The following is a 22,507-nucleotide window of genomic DNA, read 5'->3' as shown; positions in this document are numbered from 1 at the left end:
ATAATAGCGGGCAGCCTGCAGCGGGTTGAAATAGAGTATTACGCCCACTTCCTTGGCAGATGGAGGATGCCCGGTGAGCGTTTTGCTTCCTCCCGGTCAAATTCGGCCCAAACGCCATCGTCCCCATCCCAATTGCCCCGGCTTGCGACCTTACTGTATTCGGTTGCTCTTTGTTCGAAAAAGTTGGCGTGTTCGACTCCGTTTAGAATCTCTACCAGCCAGGGGAGGGGGTGGGGACGAATCTGGCGATAAACTCCATCGGCCAACGTGAAATAGCCAAACACCGGCGGCAGACGCAGTTGGGTCAGGCGCCAATCGGCAATGTAGGAGACATACGCCTTGATGTCCGGGGCGGTCATCCCCTCCACCCGGCCCAGTTCGAAGGCAAGGTCGATGAAGCTTTCTTCGAGTGTCACCATGGTCTTGGCGACGTCGATGATATCGTCCCGTACTGCGGGGGTGACGGCATCCGTTTCCCGGTTCCACTCATGGAACAGTCTGATGATCCCCTCGCAGTGCAGGCTCTCATCGCGTACCGACCAACTGACGATCTGTCCCATGCCGTTCATCTTGTTGTGGCGGGGGAAGTTCAGCAGCATGGCGAAGCTGGCGAACAGGGCCATGCCCTCGGTGAAGGCACCGAACATGGCCAGGGTGCGCGCCACGTCCGCCACCGTGTTCACACCGAATGTGTGCATATAGTCGGCTTTCGCCTGCATCGCCCGGTAGTTGCGGAATGCCTCGAACTCCGTCGTGGGCATGCCAAGGGTTTTCAACAGCAGGGCATAGGCATCGATATGCACCGTCTCCATGTTGGAAAAGGCCGCCATCATCATCTGAATTTCCAATGGCTGGAACAGCGGGATGTAGCGCTTCAGATAATTGTCGCCCACCTCCACGTCCGACTGGGTGAAAAAACGGAAGATTTGGGTCAGTAAGGCACGCTCGCTGTCCGTAACCCGATCCGACGTCCAATCCTTGATGTCGCCTCCGAGTGGCACCTCTTCTCCCATCCAGTGGGTCTGCTGCTGGCGTTTCCATAATTCGTAGGCCCACGGATAACGCTCGACGTCATAGGTGCCGGAGCCAGTCAGCAGACCGACGCGGCCGCTTCCGATCAGGGTGTGAGGATCCAGAAGGGACAGGCCGGTCATTGGCATGCCAAACACTCCTCGTAATCTGTGCGGATCGTCGGAGGCGTGCCGGTATCGACTGGCGCGCGGTCAAGTCGTCCCGCCACGGCGGCGCGGTTGATGGATTTGGATCGGCAGTAGTACAGGCTCTTGATCCCACGCTTCCAGGCGGTCCAATGCAGCATGTGCAGGTCCCATTTGTCGATGTCGGCCGGCAGGTAGAGGTTCAGAGATTGACTCTGGCAGATGAAGGGAGTGCGGTCGGCCGCGAGATCGATGATCCAGCGTTGGTCAATCTCAAATGCCGTGCGGTACACCGCTTTCTCGTCTTGGCTCAGGCCGTCCAGATGCTGAACCGAACCTTCATGCTCCACGATGGATTGCCACGTTTCCGGCGTGTCGAGTCCCTTTTCGGCCAGGAGGCGGCCCAGGTGGGGGTTGCGCACGACGAAGGCGCCGGACAGGGTCTTGTGGTTATAGACGTTGGCTGGAATGGGTTCGACACAGGCACTGGTGCCACCACAGATGATGCTGATGCTGGCGGTGGGGGCGATCGCGATTTTGTGGCTGAAGCGAGCCTTCATTCCTCGCTCCTGCGCGTCGAGGCAAGGGCCGCGCTCCACCGCCAGACGGACGGAGGCCGCGTCCGCCTCCCGCCGGAGCTTGCGGAAGATCTTCAAGTTCCAAGACTTGGCCAACGCGCTTTCAAAGGGAATCCCGCGCGCTTGCAGAAAAGAGTGGAAGCCCATGATGCCCAGGCCCACCGAGCGTTCGCGTAGCGCGGAATAGCGGGCGCGTTCCATGCTGTCGGGGGCCGCGTTGATGAAGTGGGTCAAGACATTGTCCAGCATGCGGAGGATATCTTCGACCAATCTGGGCTCGCCCTGCCACTGGGCCCAGGTTTCCAGGTTCAGGGATGACAGGCAGCAGACGGCTGTGCGCTCGTTGCCCAGGTGATCGGCGCCGGTGGGCAGCACGATCTCGCTGCACAGATTGGAACTGGTGACCTTCAGACCCAGTTCACGTTGGTGTTTGGGGAGGGTCTTGTTCACGCTGTCGATGAACAGAAGATAGGGTTCGCCTGTGTGCATCCGGGTTTCCAGGATGCGCTGCCAGAGCTGGCGGGCGTTCACCTCGCGCAGAGCTGTGCCCGTTTTGGGGCTGACAAGAGAGAAGGGGGCGTTGGTTCTCACAGCCTCCATGAAGGCGTCGGTGACGTTGATGCCGTGGTGCAGATTTAAGCCTTTTCGATTGAAATCACCCGAGGCCTTGCGGATTTCCAGGAACTCCTCGATCTCCGGATGGTGGATGTCGAGATAGCAGGCGGCCGAGCCGCGGCGCAGACTGCCTTGGCTGATCGCCAGCGTCAGGCCGTCCATCACGTGAATGAAGGGGATAATGCCGGACGTTACCCCGCTCCCCTTCACCGGCTCTCCGATGGAGCGGACATTGCCCCAATAGGTGCCGATGCCGCCGCCATTGGAGGCGAGGGCCACGTTTTCGTTCCAGGTCCCGACAATGCCGTCCAACGAGTCCGACACTGTGTTGAGAAAGCAGGAAATAGGCAGTCCGCGAGACGTGCCGCCGTTGGACAGGATCGGCGTTGCCGGCATGAACCACAGACGCGACATCGCATCATACAGACGTTGGGCATGTTCCTTGCCGTCGGCAAAGGCGCAGGCCACGCGGGCAAACATTTCCTGGAAGCTTTCGCCCGGAAGGAGGTAGCGGTCCTGCAATGTCGCTTTGCCGAAAGGCGTGAGCAGGTCATCCCGGCCACGATCTATGTGCACCTCGACCGGCTGGAGGACTGACGCCACGGGCGGGATCGGTTGGGCGAGTTGTTTCGGCGGTGGGAGATCGGCCACAGGTGTCCCGGGGAACCGCGCCAGCGGCACCAGATGACCATTGTGGTCTATGTCGTAGGCAAGCTCAGGCATCTGGCATCTCCCAAGGTCGGGGTGGAAGAGGACGGGGCATCGCCCCGCCAGAGGCGATGAATCCTAGTGGCAGGCGGAGGTGCCGCAGCGCGATTCTGAGAAGTAGAGGCGTTCGGCGAATTCTCCCTGCTTGCCTTTATTGAACGAAGCCAACGGGCGGTGATAGCCCATCACCCGAGTCCAGATTTCGCAGGGCTGACGCTCGTCGTCGCGCAGTTCCAAGGCGGCGTCGCAGGCGGTTGTGGACGGAATGTGATTCACGGACCAATCCTTTCGGGTCAGGAGGCAGGGGAACGGCTCGATATGGGGCGGTTGATCGACAAACGGAGAGACGGCGGCAAGGCTTCGCCAGCGTCGAGTTCGGTGGTGGCACTTGCCGACGCGCAGGATCGCGGAGCGGATTTTGTTGAGGCCGAACGGAACGGTGAGGCCGCTTCGCTTCAGAATCGAATGGCACGGGGGGAGGGCGGCAGGCACCGGGTTCTCCTGTCTTGCTGTGGCGAGGGGGCAAAGACAGGAACACAGGTCCGGACAGACAAGACGTAATGTCATTTCCGGATCGGCACTCCATCGGGACACCCCGCCCGCGGACGATCATCAACGCTACGGCAGGTCTCCTGGCTCGCGGGTCGTGACAACGTCTCCTGCCTTCCCGGGAAACCCCAGTGGCGTTTGCGGAGGTTGCTCGCCGCTGACAGTTGCGGGGGCAGCGCCGGTTTCACACCGGCTTCCCTCTTAGCTTCGGGCGGATGCCGCGAAGAACCGTATACCAATATGTTGTATCACCCACGCCTGTTTTTGTCACCTAATAGATTATAGACCCATTTTGCTCGCGAAGCCGCGGATTGTCCGGCTGACGGTGCCGCTATGGCCCGGAGGGGGGAAGAGCTACCGGGCGGGATAGGGGTCAAACGCGCTGTGGTGTTCATCGATTCTCACCGTGCGGCCAAGCGGAGGGAAGGCGCGCTGGGGGCAAGACGGGCGTTCGCACACCTTGCAGCCCGCGCCGATCGGGATGGCTGCTTCGGGGTGGGCGAGGTCGAGACCGCGTGCATAGATCAACTTGCCCGCGTGGCGCAGATCGCAGCCCAGCCCGATCGCGAAGGTTTTCCCCGGGGTGCCAAAGCCGGTGCGGCTGTGATCGACGGTGCGGGCGATCCACAGATAGGTGCGGCCGTCGGGCATCGCCGCCATTTGGGTGACGATCCGGCCGGGATGGGTGAAGGCTTCGTAGACATTCCACAACGGACAGGTGCCGCCTACTCGTGAAAAGTGAAAATCAGTCGCCGATTGACGTTTCGAGATGTTGCCGGCGCGATCAACCCGGACGAAGAAGAACGGGACTCCGCGCGCCTCGGCCCGTTGTAGGGTGGACAGGCGATGACACACCGTCTCGAATCCGACACCGAAGCGCAGCCCGAGCAGATCGATATCGTAGGCGAGGCCTTCGGCTGCGGCGAGAAACCGGGTATAGGGCAACAGCACCGCGCCCGCGAAGTAATTCGCGAGCCCGATCCGGGCCAGGGCGCGGGAATCGGGACCCGGAAGCTGCGGGCATTCGGTAAGCCGGTCGATCAGGGGGGCCTGATCGAGGAAGGCCAGTTGGGTCGCCAGTTGAAAAGCCCGCTGACCCGAGGAAAGGACTCGTGACAGGCTGAGTACGCGGCGGTCAGAATCGTAGCTTCGGTTGACGCTGGTCGCCTCGGTTTCGGCCCAGGCGACGGTGACGCCGTGGCGGTCGCGCAACAGCCGCTCCAGCCCGATTTCCATGGTCCCTGGTTTCAGTCCTTCCTGTTCCACCATTTGTTCCGCGGCTTCGTCCAGTTCGGCGACATAGTTATGTCGGTGGTAGAAGAAGTCGCGGACCTCCTCGTAGGGCATCGGTCGTCGCATCGGGGGGAATCCGCCTGGGGCGCCTGGCGGGGTCGCCATGGCCGCCAACCGCTCCTCTGCCGCCTGAGAGCGGCGATGCAACGCCACCAGAGCACGGCCAATGCGCGGCATATTGGTGGCGAGGCTTTTTATGTCGCCGAGCGGGATCGCCTCCTCACCGCCATTTTCGCCCAAGGCTTCACGCAGATCTGCCACCAGGCGGGCCTCTTCTTCCTCGGAGAACATCTGTACGTCGATGCCGAGGGTCGCGTTGATCCGCACCAGGACAGCCACGGTTAAGGGGCGTTGGTTGCGTTCGATCTGGTTGAGGTAGCTGGCCGACAAGCCGAGTCGACGCGCCAGTTCGGCCTGACTAAGGCCGAGATCCTCGCGCAGTCTTTGAATCCGGGGGCCCATGAACGTTTTTTTCATCCGCGCCCTTGTCCTTCGCAAAGATTTGCAAATCCATTGGCCATCACTGGCAATTTTACGCCTCTTTAGGCGTTTTCATCCCTTTGAATCTGCGTAGGATTGCAAATAGACGCGGTGCAGGCAAGAGGGCTTGTTCCAGTCCCCTCAGTCGGAGCGAAACAGTGATGGCAGAAGAAGAAAGCCGGTTCGTGGAGATGATCTTTCCCGAGCAGGCCAATCATTACGGCACGCTGTTCGGCGGCACAGCCCTGGCCTTGATGGGCAAGGCGGCCTTCGTTGCCGCCAGTAGGGCCACCCGTCATCCGGTGGTGATGGCGGCGTCGGAACGAGTCGATTTCCATGCTCCGGTTCGGGTCGGGCAAATGGTCGAATTGGTGGCCCGTGTTGAACGGACCGGCCGCACGTCTCTCGGCGTTGCCGTCGAGATGCATGCCGAGTCTCCGGCCGGGCCAGAACGACAGGTTGCCGTGACGGGGCATTTCGTCATGGTCGCGGTCGATGCCGCCGGTCGTCCCGTGCCGCTGCCGTCTGTTGCCGCGGCGTCCCAAGCGGGGGCTATCTGATGCTGCACGCTAACCTATCCGCCAACGACAAACGTCTCGCCTTCCGCGCCGGTCTCGCCTCGGGCAAGCTGCAACGTTTTCCCGGCGCGTTTTCGCCGCTGTCGGCGCTGCTGATCGAGGAGCAGGGCTTTGACGGGATTTATATCTCGGGCACGGTGCTGTCGGCCGATCTCGGTCTGCCCGATCTTGGGCTTGCCACCTTGTCCGAAGTGGCCCAGCGCGGCCATCAGATCGCCCGCGTCACCGATCTGCCGAGCCTGATCGACGTCGAAAGCGGATTCGGCGAGGCGATTAACGTCGTCCGCACGATCCGGATGCTGGAAGATCTCGGGCTGGCCGGATGTCATATCAAGGACCGGGTCGGTCCGAACCGAAGCGGTGTTCCCGCCGCGACGGTACTGGTCGGGGCCGCCGAAATGGCGCGGCGGATCAAGGCCGCCGCCTCGGCCCGGCGCGATTCCGATTTCGTGCTGTGCGCCCGCACCGACGCTCGCGCCAGCGAGGGGCTGGACGGGGTGATCGCACGGGCCCGGGCCTATCTCGACGCCGGGGCCGACATGATCTTCGCCGAGGCGGTCGCCGACGAACGCGAGTTCGAGGTGCTTCGCCGCGCCCTGCCCGATACGCCGCTGCTGGCCAACATGAGCGAGTTCGGTCCGTCGAAACTGTTGAGCGCCCGCAGCTTACAAAATCTCGGCATCAACATGGCGATCTACCCCGTCACTCTGTTGCGGCTGGCGATGGCTTCGGCCGAGGTCGGGCTGAAGACGATCCAGATCGAAGGGAGCCAGGCCAGCATCGTCGATCGGATGCATTCGGGAGTTCGTCTCGACGAATTGCTCGGTCATCAGGAGTACATCCAGATCGACAGGGAGCCGAGCAACGTCCGTGTCTGATGCGACAAAGCGGCGATGCCCGCCTCACCATTTCGGTCACGCAGGGCGAACCGGTCGATGATTGCGCAAAACGGCGGCGGCCGGAGAACGGCGTGGGGAGGAGGAGGCTCCACTGCGATTTCCACGCGGGGGCAGGAGGTAAAGGCGCAAACCTATCGGGGCTACCCGGTCGAGGACCTGGTTGCCAAATGCCGTTTCGAGGAGGTTGCCTATCTAATCTGGCACGGCGATCTGCCCGATCCCGAACAAGGCCGCCGCTTCATGGAACGGGAACGGGCCGTGCGCGGACTGAGCCGGGGAACACGGTCCGTGCTCGACCGGTTGCCGGATTGCTGCGCCCCGATCGATGTTCTGCGGACCGCGATCAGTGTTATCGGCGGCGAGGATGGCGAGGCGGAGATCAATGAGCCTCTCGCCCTTCGGGCCAGGGCGCTGGCGCTGATGGCCAGGATGCCGACGGTGGTGGCATACGAGTACCGCCGCAACCGCGGCCTTGACTCCATCCCGCCCGATCCGGACCTGGGCTTCGTCGAGAACTTTTTCTGGATGTGCTTTGGCGTGATTCCCTCGCCTGCGATCGCTCACGGTTTCGAGACGGCGTTGATCCTTCATGCCGAGAACGGTTTCTCGCCATCGACCTTCGCCGCGCGGGTGGTCATCTCGACCCAATCCGACATTTATGGCGCGGTGGGGGCGGCCATCGGCGCGTCGAAGGGGGCGCGGCAAGATGGCGGCGCCCAGGCGGTGATGCAGATGCTGCTGGAAATCGGCGATCCGCGCAGCGCCGAGGCGTGGGTGCGCGACGCGCTTGCCCGGCGGCGTCCGGTGGCGGGGTTCGGCGCGGACATCGGCTGCGGCGAGGAGCCCTGTGTTCCCATCATGACGCAGGTCTTTCAGGAGGTCGCCGCCCTGCGTCACGGCCGCAAATGGGTCGAAATTTCCGAGGGTCTTGAACGGACCATGCGAAAAGAAAAGGGGGCGTTTCCAGGTCTCGAATTTCCCACCGGTCCAACATATTATCTGATGGGGTTCGATGTCCCGATGTTCATATCGCTCATCGCGATGGGCCGAATCGTCGGATGGATTGCCCACATCATTGAACAGATCGATGAAGACGGTTTTATCCGTCCTCTCGTTGCTTATCACGGTCCTGCGCTTCGTGCCGTCCCTGGTTCGGTTATTGACCGAGCAGGTTAGCGTCATCGGTTTTGCTAGGGCTTTTTATTTCGTATTTGGAAAGGGTGTCATGTTTCTCTCTCACTGGTTTCCTCTGGCGGTCGCGGAACGACGTCTGCGTCATGTCTTCATTCACGATCTGGTGCTGGAGGCCAGCATTGGCGTTTTGGCCGAAGAAAAGCAGTTTCGGCAACCGGTGCGAATCAATCTTGATCTCGCCGTTTGCGACCCCGTCGATGACTTGCGCGACGATCTGGCCAATGTGGTCTGCTACGAACAAATGGCACATAGGATTCGCGCCATTGTCGAGGCAGGGCATCTGCATCTGGTGGAAACCCTCGCCGAAAAAATAGCGGCGGCCAGTCTGGAGAATCCCCGGGTTCGGCGGGTCAGGGTTCGGGTCGAAAAACCCAATGCGATCGCTGGGGCCGCCAGCGCTGGGGTTGAAGTCGAACGCGCAGCCTGATTCGGCGCGATTCAAAGATGACGTCCGATGGTTTTGAATTTTGGCCAGGGAAATTTTCATGAAACGGATGATGAGTTATCTTTATTTTTGGGTTCTCGTTGCTATTGTCTGTGGCGGCACCCTTGGCTATTTTGAACCGGCAATAGGTGTCAGTTTAAAGCCGCTGGGCGACGGCTTCATCGCGCTTATTAAGATGCTGATCAGCCCGGTGATCTTCTGTACGGTCGTTCTCGGCATCGCCGGAGCGGGCGACATGAAGAAGGTCGGCCGAGTCGGCGGCAAGGCGCTGCTGTACTTCGAAGTGGTTTCCACCCTGGCCCTGATCATCGGTCTGGTGGTGATGAACCTGATCCGTCCCGGCGACGGCTTCCACGCCGACCCCAGTCAGCTCGACGCCAAGGCGGTGGCGAAATACGCCAAGCTGGCCGAAGAGCAGAGCACAGTCGATTTCATCCTGCACATCATTCCGAAAACCTTCACCGACGCCTTTACCGGCGGGGGCGACCTGCTTCAGGTTCTGCTGGTGGCGATCCTGTTCGGCTATGCGATGAGCCGGATGGGCGAGAAGGGCGCTGGCGTTCACCGCTTCATCGGGGAATGCTCGCACATCTTCTTCGCGATGATGAACAGCATCATGAAGCTGGCTCCGATCGGCGCGGGCGGCGCGATGGCCTTCACCATCGGCAAGTACGGCGTCGCGGCCCTGAAGCCGCTGGCGGCGCTGATGGGCAGCTTCTACCTGACCTGTATCCTGTTCGTCGTGATCGTGCTGGGCGTGATCGCGAAGACGACCGGGTTCAGCATTTTCAAGTTCATCGTCTACATCAAGGAAGAGTTGCTGACCGTTCTCGGCACGTCGTCGTCTGAATCCGCGCTGGTGCCGTTGATGGCCAAGCTGGAGAAATTGGGCTGCTCGAAGTCGGTGGTCGGTCTGGTGGTTCCGTCGGGCTATTCGTTCAATCTCGACGGCACCAACATCTACCTGACGATGGCCGCCCTGTTCGTCGCCCAGGCGCTCGACATCAACCTGACCCTGGGTCAGGAGGCAACCCTGCTGGGCGTCGCGATCCTGACCTCGAAGGGGGCCTCGGGCGTCACCGGCGCCGGCTTCATCACCCTGGCCGCCACCCTGGCGGTGGTTCCCGCCGTCCCGGTGGCCGGTCTGGCCCTGATCCTCGGCATCGACCGCTTCATGTCCGAAGCCCGCGCGCTGACCAACTTCATCGGCAACGGTGTCGCCACCGTGGTGGTGTCGAAGTGGGAAAAGGAACTGGACGAGAAGCAGATGAAGCAGACCCTGGGGTAAATCGGGGGAGCCTGTCCGGTTTTGATTATCCGCGAGGTTTCCGGCGGCTTTGCCGGGAGCCCAGTGCGTGGGCCGCGTTTCTCTCCTTCAGAACGGAGCATCGCCTGTCATGCCTAAGGAAACCTCCCTGATCGATCTCGTCTTTCCTGGTGAGACCAACCATCACGGGACTTTGTTCGGCGGCGCGGCGCTGGCCTATATGGATAAGCTGGCTTATATCGTGGCGGCGCGCTATGCCCTGACCGACTTCGTCACCGCCTCTTGTGATCAGATTGATTTCGCTGCGCCGGCTCATTTGGGAGAGATTGTCGAAGTGACCGGCCGGGTGGTTCGAACCGGGCGCCGTTCGCTGACGGTTGAAACCGATCTGGAGGCGGAAACCTTGCGGACCGGCCAGCGCCGTCTGTGCAGCCGTGGACGGTTCCACCTCGTTACCGCCGATCCGGCGGCCTTGGTTCCGCCGTTGCCGGCGCAGGAGCCTGCCGACGGGACCGACTCGCCTCCTCCGCCACTGCGGATGGTCGAACTGGTGTTTCCGGATCAATGCAGCCATCGTCATGTGCTGTTCGGCGGCTATGCCCAGGCGGTGATGGGCAAGGCGGCGTTTGTCGCCGCGACCCGGTTCTGCGGCAAGACGGTCGTGATGGCGGCGTCCCGGGGGATGGATTTCATTGCCCCGGTCCATGTCGGCGAGATCATGGAAGTGACCGCCAGCGTCGGAGATGTGGGAACGTCATCAATGGTGGTCGATGTCGTCGCCACCGGAGAAAACCTTCAGACCGGGGAACGCTGGCCCGCCGCGCGCGGCAGTTACACCATGGTCGCCATTGATGATGACAGTGGTCGTCCGTGCCCGGCGCGGGGGGAGGGGGGCAAACGTCAGTCCTGACCGACCTGGGGCTGGTCCGGACCGGCGGGGGCTCGGCGTCGCGATGGCGGACAGCCGCAATAGCGTTGCTGGTAGAATCCCTCGCGCCGGGCGATCTCGACCATTCGTGAGGCTCCCCCGTCTTTTCGCCAATTGTAATCCCAGTAGGTCAGTCCGGCGTGAGAGGCGGCGGCGCGATGGCCGCTGGCATTGACCTGCGCCATATTCTTCCAGCGCGAGATGCCGAGCGAACTGGTGAAAACCGCGAAGCCATGGTCATGGGCATACAGGGCGGTCCGCTCCAGGCGTAGATCGAAACAAGCGGTGCAGCGCCGCCCCCGCTCAGGCTCCTGCTCCAATCCGCCGGTGCGCGTCAGCCATGTGTCAGGATCGTAATCCGCATCAACAAAGGCGGCCCCTCTTTGCCGCGCCTGCCGGATCACCTCGGCCTTGCGCCGGTCATATTCCTCGTGTGGTTGGATGTTCGGATTGTAGAAGAAAATAGTGAGGGTGATGCCCGAGGCCAGGATCGCCTCGATGATTTCGCCGCAGCACGGCGCGCAGCAGGAATGCAACAGCACCCGGCTCTGGCCATTGGGCCAGGGCAGCGGGGCGCGAGGTTGGGACGATGAGGTGTTCACGCTGGGCCGGGCCTCGTGTCGCGGTGGGCCCGCGCCAGATCGATGAAAGCGCGCAGGTAATCGAGGTCGGTATCCGCATTGCGGAACCCTAGGAAGATCTGCTTGGCGACGCCGTGTCGGCCCAGGCGTACCGGAGACAGCCCGAATTTGGGGCCATACTCCTCGACCATCCAGCGCGGCAGGGCGGCAACGCCACGGCCGTGGGCCACCATCAAGAGCATGATGTCGGTTGTTTCGATTGGTTTATGGTTTTTGGGGTGGATTCCGGCCGGCATCAGGAACTGGGTATAGATATCGAGCCGGTCGATCTCCACCGGATAGGTGATCAGGGTTTCCTCGGCGATCTGTTCCGGCTCTACGAACTCAGCGTCGCGCAGTCGGTGTCCGGGGCCGACCACCAACACCTGCTCGTAATCGAATACCGGTTCGAAGCACAGTCCATTCCGGTAAAGCGGGTCCGGTGTCACCAGCATATCGATTTCATAGCCGAATAACGCGCCGAGTCCGCCGAACTGGAATTTTTGCCGCACGTCCACTTCGACCTTGGGCCAGGAATCGAGGTAGGGAGCGACGATCTTCATCAGCCACTGATAACAGGGATGGCATTCCATCCCGATGCGCAGCTTGCCGCGTTCGCCCTGGGCGAACTGACGCAGGCGCTCTTCGGCGTGGTCGAGCTGCGGCAGCAGGCGATTCGCAACCGCCAGCAACCACTCTCCGGCCTGGGTCGGATGCAGGTTGCGGCCTTCCCGTCGCCAAATCGCCACGCCGAGCTGATCCTCAAGCTTGCGGACGGTATGACTGAGGGCCGATTGGGTCAGATTCAACCGTTTGGCTGCCGCCGTCAGAGAGCCGTGACGGTCAACCTCTTGAATGATCGTCAGGTGAATTCGTTCCAGGGTCGCCATGTCGGTCCAGAGCGTGGCTGAAAATTATTCATGCTTTGATGATTTAATATCATTTTTTTTCATGAAACGGAAATTCTACGATCCGCCTCGTTCCTCTTTTCAAGGCGAGACCCATGGCAACCACTCACTCTCTCGGTTTTCCCCGTATCGGCGCCAAGCGCGAACTGAAGCTCGCGCAGGAGGCCTATTGGAAGGGGCTCTCCTCTCGAGACGACCTGATCGCGACCGGTGCTGCGTTGCGCGCAGCCCACTGGCGTGTCCAGGCCGGGGTTGATCTGGCTCCGGTCGGGGATTTTTCGTTCTACGACCAGATGCTCGACATGAGCTTCACTCTTGGCAACCTGCCCGAGCGGGTGCGTGGTTTCACGGGCGACACCTTGGACAATTATTTCCGGGTGGCGCGAGGGCGCTCGGCACCGGGGGCTGGGGATCATGCCGAGGGGTGCTGCGGTGGCGTTGCCGCTGGCGAAATGACCAAGTGGTTCGACACCAACTACCATTACATCGTGCCCGAATTCGAGGCGAAGACGGAATTCCAGCTCGACCCGTCCCGTCTGCTGGCTCAACTTGCCGAAGCCAAGGCGCAGGGGGTGAAGGCCAAGCCGGTGATCATCGGCCCGGTGACCTATCTTGCTCTCGGCAAGGCCAAGGACGGGTCAGATAAACTGGCGCTGCTGCCGCGCCTGCTGCTGGTCTATGCCGAGTTGCTGGCGGTACTGGCCGCCGAAGGGGTGGAGTGGGTCCAGATCGACGAACCGATTTTGGTGACGGAGCTTGTCCCCGGTTGGCGCGAGGCTTTTGAGCGCGCCTATGCGGCGTTGAATTCCGGCAAGCTCAAGCTGCTGCTCGCCACCTATTTCGGCGCGTTGAAGGAGAATCTGCCCCTGGCCTGCTCCCTGCCGGTGCAAGGGATTCATCTCGACGCCGTCAACGCCCGCGACGAGGTGACGGCGCTGATTGCCGCGTGCCCGACCGACCGGGTGGTGTCGCTCGGCGTCGTCAACGGCCGCAACATCTGGAAGACCGATCTTGAGGCGGTGCTGGACTGGCTAGAGCCGGTGGCGCGGGCGCTCGGCGACCGCTTGTGGCTCGCCCCCTCTTGCTCGCTGTTGCATGTGCCGGTTGATCTGGCCAATGAAACGGCGCTCGATCCCGAGGTGCGCTCGTGGCTGGCCTTCGCGGTGCAGAAGCTCGACGAAGTGCGGGTGATCGCCGCTGCGTTGCGTCAGGGGCGCGGCGCGGTGGCAGCCGATCTCGCCGCCAACCGTGCCGCTCTCGCGTCCCGCCGCGTTTCGTCGCGGGTGAACAACCCGGAGGTGAAGGCGGCTGTCGCCCGGATCGATCCCGCTCTCGGCCGGCGGCAGAGTCCCTTCCCTCAACGCGCAGCCAAACAGGATCTTCGGCTGCATTTACCTCGTTTTCCCACCACGACCATCGGTTCTTTTCCGCAGACGGCGGAAATCCGCCAGACGCGCAGCCAGTTCAAGGCTGGCAAGATCGACGCGGCGACCTACCGGGCCGCGATGCACGGCGAGATCGAGCGGTGCGTGCGCGAGCAGGAGGTGTTGGGGCTCGATGTGCTGGTTCATGGCGAACCGGAGCGCAACGACATGGTCGAATATTTCGGTGAACAGCTTGACGGCTATGTCTTCAGCCAGTTCGGCTGGGTGCAGTCCTATGGCTCGCGTTGCGTTAAGCCGCCGATCCTGTTCGGTGACATCAGCCGGCCCAAGGCGATGACGGTGGAGTGGATCAGCTACGCCGCCTCGCTGACCGACCGGCCGATGAAAGGGATGCTCACCGGTCCGGTGACGATCCTGAATTGGTCCTTCGTCCGCGACGATCAGCCGCGTTCGGTGTCGTGCCGTCAATTGGCCCTGGCAATGCGGGAAGAGGTGCTCGATCTCGAAAAGGCTGGCATCCGCGTGATCCAGATCGACGAGGCGGCGTTGCGCGAAGGGCTGCCGTTGCGCCGGTCCCAGTGGCAGGACTATCTGGATTGGGCGGTGGAATGCTTCCGGATCACCGCCAACGGGGTGGATGACGAGACCCAGATCCACACCCATATGTGCTATTCGGAGTTCAATGACATCATCGCCTCGATTGCGGCGATGGACGCCGACGTCATCACCATCGAGACCTCGCGTTCGGACATGGAACTGCTCGACGCCTTCGACGATTTCAAATACCCCAACCAGATCGGCCCCGGCGTTTATGACATCCACTCGCCCAATATCCCGAGCGAGGAGCATATCGTCGACCTGATGAAGAAGGCGGCGGAGCGGATTCCGGCCGAGCGGCTGTGGGTCAATCCGGATTGCGGCCTCAAGACCCGGCAATGGAGCGAGGTGATCCCGGCCCTGACCAACATGGTCAGCGCCGCCAAGACCCTGCGCGCCACCGTCGTCTAATGACGTTACGCCCTGGCCGGGAGGATCGCTCATTCCGGCCAGGGTGCGGATGGCAATGCTCCGGTCTCTCCTCGTTCGTCTTGATGAAGAAGATAGGCCGGCGCGAGGGCTCAGATTGAAACAGAAGATTCAATCTGAGCCCTTAGCCCGAGCGGCGCTTGAGCCCTAAAAAAGCGGAACTATTTTGCTCACGCAGACCCTAGGACACTGAATCATCTGAATGTTTCAGGGCCCTAGGGCAAGGCGGCTGTGTCCTCCCGCCGAAGCCCTTCACTCTTCCGTCCCGTCGGGACGATCTGTTGGAATTGATGCCATGTTTGACCGTAGCCACGATACGATTGCCCGGATCGATCCGGAAGTGTTCGCCGCGATCGAGAATGAGAACCGCCGCCAGGAAGATCACATCGAACTGATCGCTTCGGAAAACTATACCTCTCCAGCCGTCATGGCGGCTCAGGGGTCGCAATTGACCAATAAATACGCCGAAGGATATCCGGGGAAACGTTATTACGGCGGTTGTGAGCATGTTGATGTTGTCGAGCGGCTGGCGATCGATCGGGTTCGTCGGTTGTTCGGGGCCGAGGCCGCCAATGTTCAGCCCAATTCCGGTTCCCAGGCCAACCAGGCGGTGTTTTTTTCGACGCTCCAACCTGGCGACACCATCATGGGAATGAGCTTGGCCGACGGCGGGCATTTGACCCATGGCATGGCGCTCAACATGAGTGGCAAATGGTTCAACGTGGTCAGCTATGGCCTGAACGAGCAGGAAGACATCGATTATGCCGCGCTGGAGCGGTTGGCGCGGGAGTCCCGGCCGAAACTGATCATCGCAGGCGCGTCCGCCTTCGCGCTGCGGATCGACTTCGAGCGGATCGCGCGGGTGGCGCGCGAGGTCGGCGCCTATTTCATGGTCGACATGGCCCATTATGCCGGCCCGATCGCCGCCGGGCTCTATCCCAATCCGGTGCCGCATGCCGATTTCGTCACCACCACCACCCACAAAAGCCTGCGTGGCCCTCGGGGTGGGGTGATCCTGACCCGGATCGAGCATGAGAAGGCGATCAATTCGGCGGTGTTCCCGGGATTGCAAGGCGGGCCGCTGATGCATGTGGTTGCCGCCAAGGCGATCGCCTTCAAGGAGGCGATGAGCCCCGACTTCGTCGATTATCAGCGCCATGTCCTGCGCAATGCGGCGGTGCTGGCCGAGACCCTGACCGCGCGGGGCCTGCGGATCGTCTCCGGTCGTACGGAAAGCCATCTGATGCTGGTCGATCTGCGGGCCAAGCGGATCACCGGCAAGCAGGCCGAGGCCGTTCTGGGACGGGCCCACCTCACCGTCAACAAAAACGCCATTCCGCAAGATCCGGAAAAGCCGTTCGTGACCTCCGGCATCCGGTTGGGAACGCCGGCGCTGACCACGCGGGGGTTCCGGGAAACCGAGGCGCGGGAGGTGGGAAACCTGATTGCCGACCTGTTGGATGCGCCGGACGACGAAGCAGTTCTTGCCCGCGTTCAAGGAAGGGTGTCCGACCTGACCCGGGCGTTTCCGGTCTATCGCTGAAACACGCAATCCGAAGGCTCGTCCGATTTGCGCCTCGGACACGCTTTCGGATTAACGGACGAATTCATGGTTGAGGGGGCCCCATCACTCGGCCTATCAACGCGGATGGCCAAGCTTGGCGAGGTGATGATCGTTAGGGGCACATCTTTGGATAAAGTTGACGCCAGAGATCCGGGGGCGCTTCCCGAAGTGCCCCCCCCTCCTACATTCCGTAGTGTTAGAGGACGGCGTCGATCAATTTTCTGCTTAGGTTAGGTATGGCTTCTGGCGAAGTCCCAATTCAAGGAGGCAGGCATCTTTCGCGGTTAAGCCTTTAGGCAGAGGAGTGCGCTCTTTCATGTCAAACGCGGTGTGGGCAAAGAGTCGGCATTTTTTATTTTATGTTTGTGGTGAAAATGTTCGTATCCTGTTGAGGGATTTGTCGAAATTAGACTCCTTGAAAATAAGGAGGCGTGAAGTTGTTCGTGTTTTGCGTCGGCGACTTGGCAAGATTGGTGAAGTGTTGTCTATTGAAATGGATCCTGAGATTATTGTTGAGATTTGCCCGTATGTTGATGCCGCTTGCTGCCATAAATTAATTGAACGACTGGATGATCGTATCGGTGAAATCATGAGCCGTCCATTGCACCCTAAGTTACTTCAGTCGTTGCTGGGTATCTCATCGCAGGAGCGATTGCGATGGACAAAGGATGGCCGTCTCCCACGTTCAAGAAATATTAATTTTAGAAGGGGGCGTGTTGTATCTATAGCTTCATACCCGATTGATGTAGCCCTTGAGATATCAAATAATCCGTCTGTTGTAGAAGGGTGGCGCCGCTGTGATTGTGAAAAAGGTTTGTTCTGAATTTTACGGAAAAACAGAATTTCTGATGCTCTCGATCGGCATGATCAGGACGCGCGGCCCAAGCGGGGAGGGGATGAACCCGAGCCGTCGGTAGAATTCGACCGCCCCGTCGTCGATGGCATGGACGATCACGGCGCGGACACCGGCGATGTCCGAGGCGGCGAGGCAGCGGCGCAAAGCATCGGACACAAGGGCGCTCCCCAGGCCCATTCCCTGCCACGCCTGATCGATTGCAAGGCGGCCGATCAGCAGCAGCGGGATTTCGTCGGGCGTTCCGGATCGAAGCCTTGCGCTGGGCAGAACGAGCCGCTGCTCCATCGCGGTGGACAGCGCGTAATACCCAACCACCCGTGCCGGATGGTCGGCGTCACAGACGACGTAGGTCCGGGCCGAAAGTCCTTCGCTGGCAAGCGCCCGACGTTTCAGCCAATCGTCCAGAGGTGGATGCCGACCATTTTGGAACGAGGTCAGATCGTGGTTCGGGGTCAAACGCTCTGGTGAACGAACGCGCCTGGCCGGATTGGAGCCCTCTATTTCCGGCATCACCGCTCCCAGGGAGCCGGGCGGGTCAGGCGCTGACGGATTTCGTCGCTCGGCGCGGCGGGGGCGTCAAGGATCGCCAGGAATTGCTCGTGCGCTTCGGGTTCCAGAAAGAATACCCGCTGATCCAGCAGCGTTTCCTCGGCCTGACGGCGGGCGCTGTCCAGCATGAATTCCGACAGCTTTTGTCCGCGCAGGGTCGCTGCCCGGTTCAGCAGCGCCTTGGTTTCGGACGAGGCGCGGATCTGAATCACGTCGCCCTTGCGGGAGAGGCTTCTTCCGGTGTTCGGTTCGGCGGACGTCATGGTGCACCTCTCAATCTGAGACTCACCCTATCAAGGGTGTACTGACATCGTCAACACGATGCGGACTATCTCGCCGATTTCCTTTGCCCTCGGGATTTGTGTTTTGGGGCACCCAGCAGGGCGATGCCGATCGTATCCGACACGCGCCCGGCGGCACGTTTGACTGGATCGTTCGCGAGGTGGGCATAGCGAGCGGTGGTCTGGACCTGAGTGTGGCCGAGCAGCTTGCCGATCATCGGCAACCCTTCCCCCAGCGCCAGGGCGCCGCTAGCATAGGAATGGCGCAGATCGTGGATGCGGACATCACCCAGGCCGGCCTTGTCCCGAATGCGCCGCCACGGGTGTTGCAGGTCAGTCAGCCGGGCACCGGTCTTCTTGCCGGTGATGACGAAGGGGTTGTCGTCCAACCTTTCGATGCCGTCCAGGATAGCGGCGGCGGTTTGGCCGAAATGCACCACCTTCGCCCCGGTTTTGGAGTCGGGTAGGCGCAGTTCCCGAGCCGTGGTGTCGACGTACTCCCATTTCAGCGTCATGATTTCGCTCAGACGGCAGCCGGTCAGCATCAACAGCCGGATCGCGGTGATCGCCGATTGGGTCTCGGGTCCATCGGCCTCGGCCTCGCGCAACGCCGTGCCGAGGGCGGCGAACTCGTCGGTGCTGAGAAAACGCTCACGCTTGCGCTCGACGTATTTCTTGACGTGCAGGCATGGATTGCTGCCGTCCGGCCGTAATCCCCACACCTCGGCGAGATTGAACATTTTCGACAGGACGCCGAGGGTCCGGTTGGCTTGGTAGGGGATGTGGCTGAGCGATTGGTGCAGTTCCGCGATGTCGCGTCGCTCGATGTCGGTGACCTTGCGGGTTCCGATTTTCGGATTGATGAACAGCTCGACCGAACGCTTGTATTCGGCCTGGGTGCTCGGCTTGCAGCGCACCGCGACATGCTCTTTGAGGAAGCGCTCGCCCAATCCCTTGACGGTCGGTGCCTTCCGCGCCTGATCGAGTTCCTGGGCGGGATCGCGGCCAGCCTTGGCCTCCGCAAGAATCTCGTGCGCCCGGATCCGGGCCTGCTCAGGCGTGATGGCGCCGTGGGGGCCGATGGTGATCCGGCGCAGACGCCCTTTCACCCGGCTCATCACCATGTAGACCTTGCGCCCGCTGGGCCAGACCCGCAGGCCGAACCCTTTGAGCTCGTCGTCCCAGTGCATCGATTCGGTGTTGCCGGGAGCGATCTGGTCCACCACCCGCTTGGTCAATTTCGCCATTGAACCCCTCCCTCCGGCGTCGCCCATCCTCAACCTGAAGGTCGGGTACAGGTAACGCATAGGTAACAGTAGAGAGCCGAATTGATGATGGGGAAGGGTATCATGATCGTAGAGTGTATGAAATAATAATGTTTGATATCAGTATATTGTCGTATGTTCGCGTAGGAGGGCGAAGGTCGGTCGGTGAGCATTTATCAAACTCATAACCTGAAGGTCGCAGGTTCAAATCCTGCCCCCGCAACCAAACTTGACAAACACGCCGCAGCCCTAAAGCTGCGGCGTGTTTGTCTGTCTAATCCACAAGAGATAAAACGCACGAGCAGGCCGCGCGCGAGGGGGGGGGTAGGCTGCACCGTCGTGCGATACAGCCCACCCGTTCTGTTACTCCTGTTGATTAAGGCCGAAGGCCGGGTGGTGAATCAGTTCACCGCGCGGGACGATGTCGGTGAACGGCAAGGCCAGAACCACCTCGGGAGGGCAGCCGGTGACGCCCAATCCGGGAAAGGTCCGAAAGCCGAAGCGGTGATAGTAGCCGGGATCGCCCACCAGCGCGGCGCCCCGGCACGATCCCCGCAAGCGGCGGAGCGCTTCCGCCATCAGGGCCGAGCCGATTCCTTGGCGATGCCGTGCGGGCGAAACAGCCAGCGGCCCGATCAGACCCCAGCCGTCCTGTTGCCCGACCCGTGCGGGCGAGGCGACCAGAGACCCGATGATCTGGCCGTCTTCCTCGGCGACCAGCGAGAAGATCATCCCGCCCTCGGCCCGCAGCCTTTCGACGATCCCGGCCTCGGTTCCGGTGGATTGAGCGAGTAACCGCAGCGCTTCGGTGACCACCCGGCCGATCGCCGCGATGTCACCGTCTGATTCCGTGCGAATCCGCATATCAGGCCCCCCGATTGTCGAGTTGGGCGCGAACGGCGGTCCGGCCCCGTTTCGAGATCCGATAGGCTCCGCCCAAGCGGGATTCGATCAGCCGTTTGCCCCGCAACCGTGCGAAGACGATCAAGGTGCAGTCCGACAGAATCATGCCGTCGCGGGTGTAGCAGGTGACGGAGGTGATTTTGGGACCATCGTCCCGCTCATGCAGAATGTAGCCGCCCAGGGCCAGAACGTGCAGCACACGTTGTTCATATCGAGAGATGTTCATGGACGTCTCGTGTGATAGGCGCAAAAAAACACCCCAGGCGCACAGGCACCCGGTGGGGTTAAATTTCACGAGGCTCTCTGAATCTCAGAGAGCCGTATCACACAAGCTCTGACATCCACTCTCCATTGGCCGGGCGGAGAGCATGGTCGCCACCCGGTGGATTAATCATAAGAGGCGTCCGCCCCAGGGACAAGCCCCGGCAACAACACATTGCCGTTTGGCTTTACGGCCCCTTGACCGCGTTGAGGACCATCGCGGTGTATTGATCGATCAGGTCGGCGGCGGTCAGCCGACCATCGGGACGGAACCAGGTGCAGACGCCGGTCAGCATCGCCAGGATGCCGTAAGCGGCGACCGGGGCGTCGCCGACGCGGAAGCAGCCCCGCGCCACGCCCTGCTCGATGATCGCGATCAGGCGCCGTTCGTAACCGCGCCGCAGCCCGACGATGATCGCGTAATTGTCCGGCTCAAGGCTGCGAAGTTCCGAATAGCAGATGAACACCTCGGCCTTGCGGGTGATGTGATAATCGACGTGAAAGGCGACGAACCGCCGCAGCGCGTCTTCCGGATCGGCCGTTTCGGCCAGGGCCTGATCCAGCGCCGTCAGCAGACTTTCCATGTGCCCGTGCAGCAGGTCGAACAGCAGATCCTGCTTGGTCCGGATATGGTTGTAGAGCGAGCCGACCTGAAGACCAACCTCGCCCGCCAACTGGCGCAGGCTCATTGCCGCGTAGCCATGGTGGTGGATCAGCCGCAATCCGGCGTCCTGGATCGCTTTTTGGGTGGTCGGACCATGCGATCCGGCGGTACGTGTCATTTTTCTCGTATCTCTTCCATGCATCCGCCGCCACCGCCGCCCTCGCCAGACTGCGGGGTGGGACGTCTGCGTTCGAGCGGGCGGCCCGGTGACGAGCCATGTATCACCCCCTCCTCCGTCTGTCTTGCGGATGGTGCGACAAAAGGGACTTGCGCTGCAAAGAAAAAAACGCATGATCGTTTTTATAAGAACGAGCGGCGAATGCCGCCATGCACTATGCCACCGAACGGGGAGGGCCACATGTCCACGACGTCGTTAGCTATGCTCGATTTCGGCCTGGGCGAGGAGATCGACCTGCTGCGCGACAGCGTGCAGGGATTTGCCGCCGACCGCATCGCCCCACGCGCCGCCGAGATCGACCGCACCGACCAGTTTCCGCGCGATCTGTGGCCGGAGATGGGCGCGCTCGGTCTGCACGGCATCACCGTCGAGGACGAGGATGGCGGAGCCGGGATGGGCTATCTCGCCCATTGCGTCGCGATGGAGGAGGTCAGCCGGGCTTCGGCCTCGGTCGGGTTGTCCTATGGCGCCCACTCCAATTTGTGCGTCAACCAGATCCGCCGCTGGGGCAATGCCGACCAGAAGCGGCGCTATCTGCCCGGCCTGATCGACGGCAGCCAGGTCGGCGCGCTGGCGATGAGCGAGCCCGGGGCCGGATCGGATGTGGTGTCGATGCGGCTGCGCGCCGACCGCCGCGGCGACCGCTACGTCCTCAACGGTACCAAGATGTGGATCACCAACGGCCATGTCGCCGACACCTTGGTGATCTATGCCAAGACCGATCCCGCCGCCGGGCCGCGCGGTATCAGCGCCTTCATCGTCGAGAAGGGCTTTGCCGGGTTCCGCCCGGCGCAGAAGCTCGACAAGCTGGGGATGCGTGGCTCGCCGACCTCGGAACTGGTGTTCGAGGAGTGCGAGGTGCCTGCCGAGAACCTGCTCGGCCCGCAGGGCGACGGGGTGCGGGTGCTGATGAGCGGGCTTGATTACGAGCGGGCGGTGCTGGCCGCCGGTCCGCTGGGGATCATGCAGGCCGCGCTCGACGTGGTGTTGCCCTATGTCCACGAGCGCTGTCAGTTCGGCCAGCCGATCGGCGAGTTCCAGCTGATCCAGGCCAAGCTCGCCGACATCTACACCCGCCTGAATGCCAGCCGGGCCTATGTCTATGCCGTGGCGCGGGCGTGCGATGCCGGCCGCGCCACCCGCCAGGATGCCGCCGGAGCGATCCTGTTCGCCGCCGAGCAGGCGACCCAGGTCGCGCTCGACGCGCTGCAAGTGCTGGGCGGCAACGGCTACATCAACGACTACCCCACCGGTCGTCTGCTGCGCGACGCCAAGCTGTACGAGATCGGCGCCGGTACCAGCGAAATCCGCCGGATGCTGATCGGCCGCGAATTGTTCAAGGCCAGCGCCTGACCC

22 protein-coding genes and 1 riboswitch are annotated in these 22,507 nt (G+C 61.8%); of the genes, 10 read left to right on the top strand and 12 right to left on the bottom strand.

The genetic code is table 11. The features are described 5' to 3' along the window. Positions 1–38: 38 nt before the first annotated feature. The 4 genes from BLW40_RS15395 to BLW40_RS15380 all read right to left on the bottom strand — a co-directional run bounded on the left by BLW40_RS15395 (position 39) and on the right by BLW40_RS15380 (position 5,377). Positions 39–1,154, bottom strand: coding sequence for a ribonucleotide-diphosphate reductase subunit beta (locus BLW40_RS15395; RefSeq protein WP_074770139.1), 1,116 nt, complete (start codon positions 1,152–1,154; stop codon positions 39–41). Beyond that, positions 1,151–3,073, bottom strand: a complete 1,923-nt coding sequence (locus BLW40_RS15390; protein ID WP_083386817.1) for a ribonucleoside-diphosphate reductase subunit alpha — start codon at positions 3,071–3,073, stop codon at positions 1,151–1,153. The genes BLW40_RS15395 and BLW40_RS15390 overlap by 4 nt, the downstream gene beginning before the upstream one ends. Before the next feature lie 63 nt (positions 3,074–3,136). Beyond that, positions 3,137–3,550 carry an anaerobic ribonucleoside-triphosphate reductase gene (gene nrdD, locus BLW40_RS18020; protein ID WP_244511224.1) on the bottom strand — a complete coding sequence of 138 codons (414 nt, stop codon included), beginning with the start codon at positions 3,548–3,550 and terminating at the stop codon, positions 3,137–3,139. 113 nt (positions 3,551–3,663) lie between these two features. Then, a riboswitch (cobalamin riboswitch) is annotated at positions 3,664–3,855 on the bottom strand. 106 nt (positions 3,856–3,961) lie between these two features. Then, positions 3,962–5,377: a short-chain fatty acyl-CoA regulator family protein gene (locus tag BLW40_RS15380; RefSeq protein ID WP_074770135.1), complete on the bottom strand. Its 1,416-nt coding sequence runs from the start codon at positions 5,375–5,377 to the stop codon at positions 3,962–3,964. A gap of 164 nt (positions 5,378–5,541) precedes the next feature. Here BLW40_RS15380 and BLW40_RS15375 point away from each other — a divergent pair, with 164 nt between their 5' ends. The 6 genes from BLW40_RS15375 to BLW40_RS15350 all read left to right on the top strand — a co-directional run bounded on the left by BLW40_RS15375 (position 5,542) and on the right by BLW40_RS15350 (position 10,673). After that, positions 5,542–5,940 (top strand): acyl-CoA thioesterase, encoded by a 399-nt coding sequence (locus BLW40_RS15375; protein ID WP_074770133.1) that lies wholly within the window; start codon positions 5,542–5,544, stop codon positions 5,938–5,940. After that, the gene (locus BLW40_RS15370) at positions 5,940–6,836 is read left to right on the top strand and encodes an isocitrate lyase/phosphoenolpyruvate mutase family protein (protein ID WP_074770131.1); all 897 of its coding nucleotides are present in this window, start codon (positions 5,940–5,942) and stop codon (positions 6,834–6,836) included. Before BLW40_RS15375 ends, BLW40_RS15370 begins: the two co-directional genes overlap by 1 nt. Before the next feature lie 57 nt (positions 6,837–6,893). Further along, on the top strand, positions 6,894–8,033 hold the full coding sequence (locus tag BLW40_RS15365; RefSeq protein WP_074770129.1) for a citrate/2-methylcitrate synthase: 1,140 nt from the start codon (positions 6,894–6,896) through the stop codon (positions 8,031–8,033). Further along, positions 8,017–8,478: a dihydroneopterin aldolase gene (folB, locus tag BLW40_RS15360; protein ID WP_244511222.1), complete on the top strand. Its 462-nt coding sequence runs from the start codon at positions 8,017–8,019 to the stop codon at positions 8,476–8,478. Before BLW40_RS15365 ends, folB begins: the two co-directional genes overlap by 17 nt. Positions 8,479–8,536: 58 nt before the next feature. Then, positions 8,537–9,784 (top strand): dicarboxylate/amino acid:cation symporter, encoded by a 1,248-nt coding sequence (locus tag BLW40_RS15355; protein ID WP_074770125.1) that lies wholly within the window; start codon positions 8,537–8,539, stop codon positions 9,782–9,784. A 109-nt stretch (positions 9,785–9,893) separates the two neighbouring features. Then, entirely contained in the window at positions 9,894–10,673 is a 780-nt protein-coding gene (locus tag BLW40_RS15350; RefSeq protein ID WP_074770123.1) for an acyl-CoA thioesterase, read from the top strand. Here BLW40_RS15350 and BLW40_RS15345 read toward each other — a convergent pair. Together BLW40_RS15345 and BLW40_RS15340 are read right to left on the bottom strand one after the other, a co-directional pair. After that, positions 10,664–11,293: an epoxyqueuosine reductase QueH gene (locus BLW40_RS15345; RefSeq protein ID WP_074770121.1), complete on the bottom strand. Its 630-nt coding sequence runs from the start codon at positions 11,291–11,293 to the stop codon at positions 10,664–10,666. The genes BLW40_RS15350 and BLW40_RS15345 overlap by 10 nt on opposite strands. After that, positions 11,290–12,201: a LysR family transcriptional regulator gene (locus tag BLW40_RS15340; protein WP_074770119.1), complete on the bottom strand. Its 912-nt coding sequence runs from the start codon at positions 12,199–12,201 to the stop codon at positions 11,290–11,292. Before BLW40_RS15340 ends, BLW40_RS15345 begins: the two co-directional genes overlap by 4 nt. Positions 12,202–12,314: 113 nt before the next feature. Here BLW40_RS15340 and metE point away from each other — a divergent pair, with 113 nt between their 5' ends. The 3 genes from metE to BLW40_RS17490 all read left to right on the top strand — a co-directional run bounded on the left by metE (position 12,315) and on the right by BLW40_RS17490 (position 17,017). Next, the gene (metE, locus tag BLW40_RS15335) at positions 12,315–14,612 is read left to right on the top strand and encodes a 5-methyltetrahydropteroyltriglutamate--homocysteine S-methyltransferase (protein WP_074770117.1); all 2,298 of its coding nucleotides are present in this window, start codon (positions 12,315–12,317) and stop codon (positions 14,610–14,612) included. 313 nt (positions 14,613–14,925) lie between these two features. Continuing rightward, entirely contained in the window at positions 14,926–16,173 is a 1,248-nt protein-coding gene (gene glyA / locus BLW40_RS15330; protein ID WP_074770115.1) for a serine hydroxymethyltransferase, read from the top strand. Between the two features lie 337 nt (positions 16,174–16,510). Continuing rightward, positions 16,511–17,017: a hypothetical protein gene (locus BLW40_RS17490; RefSeq protein ID WP_139305626.1), complete on the top strand. Its 507-nt coding sequence runs from the start codon at positions 16,511–16,513 to the stop codon at positions 17,015–17,017. Positions 17,018–17,020: 3 nt separating this feature from the next. Here the strand turns inward: BLW40_RS17490 and BLW40_RS15325 are convergent, their stop codons facing one another. The 6 genes from BLW40_RS15325 to BLW40_RS15300 form a co-directional block, all read right to left on the bottom strand. Continuing rightward, positions 17,021–17,506, bottom strand: a complete 486-nt coding sequence (locus BLW40_RS15325; protein ID WP_244511221.1) for a GNAT family N-acetyltransferase — start codon at positions 17,504–17,506, stop codon at positions 17,021–17,023. Between the two features lie 53 nt (positions 17,507–17,559). Next, a complete protein-coding gene (locus tag BLW40_RS15320) occupies positions 17,560–17,862 on the bottom strand; it encodes a type II toxin-antitoxin system TacA family antitoxin (RefSeq protein ID WP_074770111.1) in 303 nt (100 codons plus the stop codon). A 65-nt stretch (positions 17,863–17,927) separates the two neighbouring features. Further along, complete coding sequence (locus BLW40_RS15315; protein WP_074770109.1) at positions 17,928–19,127, bottom strand: tyrosine-type recombinase/integrase; 1,200 nt, start codon at positions 19,125–19,127, stop codon at positions 17,928–17,930. Between the two features lie 381 nt (positions 19,128–19,508). Next, positions 19,509–20,009: a GNAT family N-acetyltransferase gene (locus BLW40_RS15310; RefSeq protein WP_074770107.1), complete on the bottom strand. Its 501-nt coding sequence runs from the start codon at positions 20,007–20,009 to the stop codon at positions 19,509–19,511. 1 nt (position 20,010) lies between these two features. After that, the gene (locus BLW40_RS15305; protein WP_074770106.1) at positions 20,011–20,274 is read right to left on the bottom strand and encodes a YjhX family toxin; all 264 of its coding nucleotides are present in this window, start codon (positions 20,272–20,274) and stop codon (positions 20,011–20,013) included. Between the two features lie 223 nt (positions 20,275–20,497). Continuing rightward, entirely contained in the window at positions 20,498–21,091 is a 594-nt protein-coding gene (locus tag BLW40_RS15300) for a TetR/AcrR family transcriptional regulator (protein WP_074770105.1), read from the bottom strand. A 240-nt stretch (positions 21,092–21,331) separates the two neighbouring features. On the opposite strand from BLW40_RS15300, the gene BLW40_RS15295 reads away from it, so the two are divergent. Beyond that, the gene (locus BLW40_RS15295) at positions 21,332–22,504 is read left to right on the top strand and encodes an isovaleryl-CoA dehydrogenase (RefSeq protein WP_074770103.1); all 1,173 of its coding nucleotides are present in this window, start codon (positions 21,332–21,334) and stop codon (positions 22,502–22,504) included. The last annotated feature ends 3 nt before the right edge of the window (positions 22,505–22,507 follow it).

This window comes from Magnetospirillum fulvum (assembly GCF_900108475.1).
Taxonomy (GTDB): Bacteria; Pseudomonadota; Alphaproteobacteria; order Rhodospirillales; family Magnetospirillaceae; genus Phaeospirillum; species Phaeospirillum fulvum_A.
Note: the sequence above shows the minus strand (reverse complement) of the source record. Positions and strands in the feature narration are given on the sequence as shown.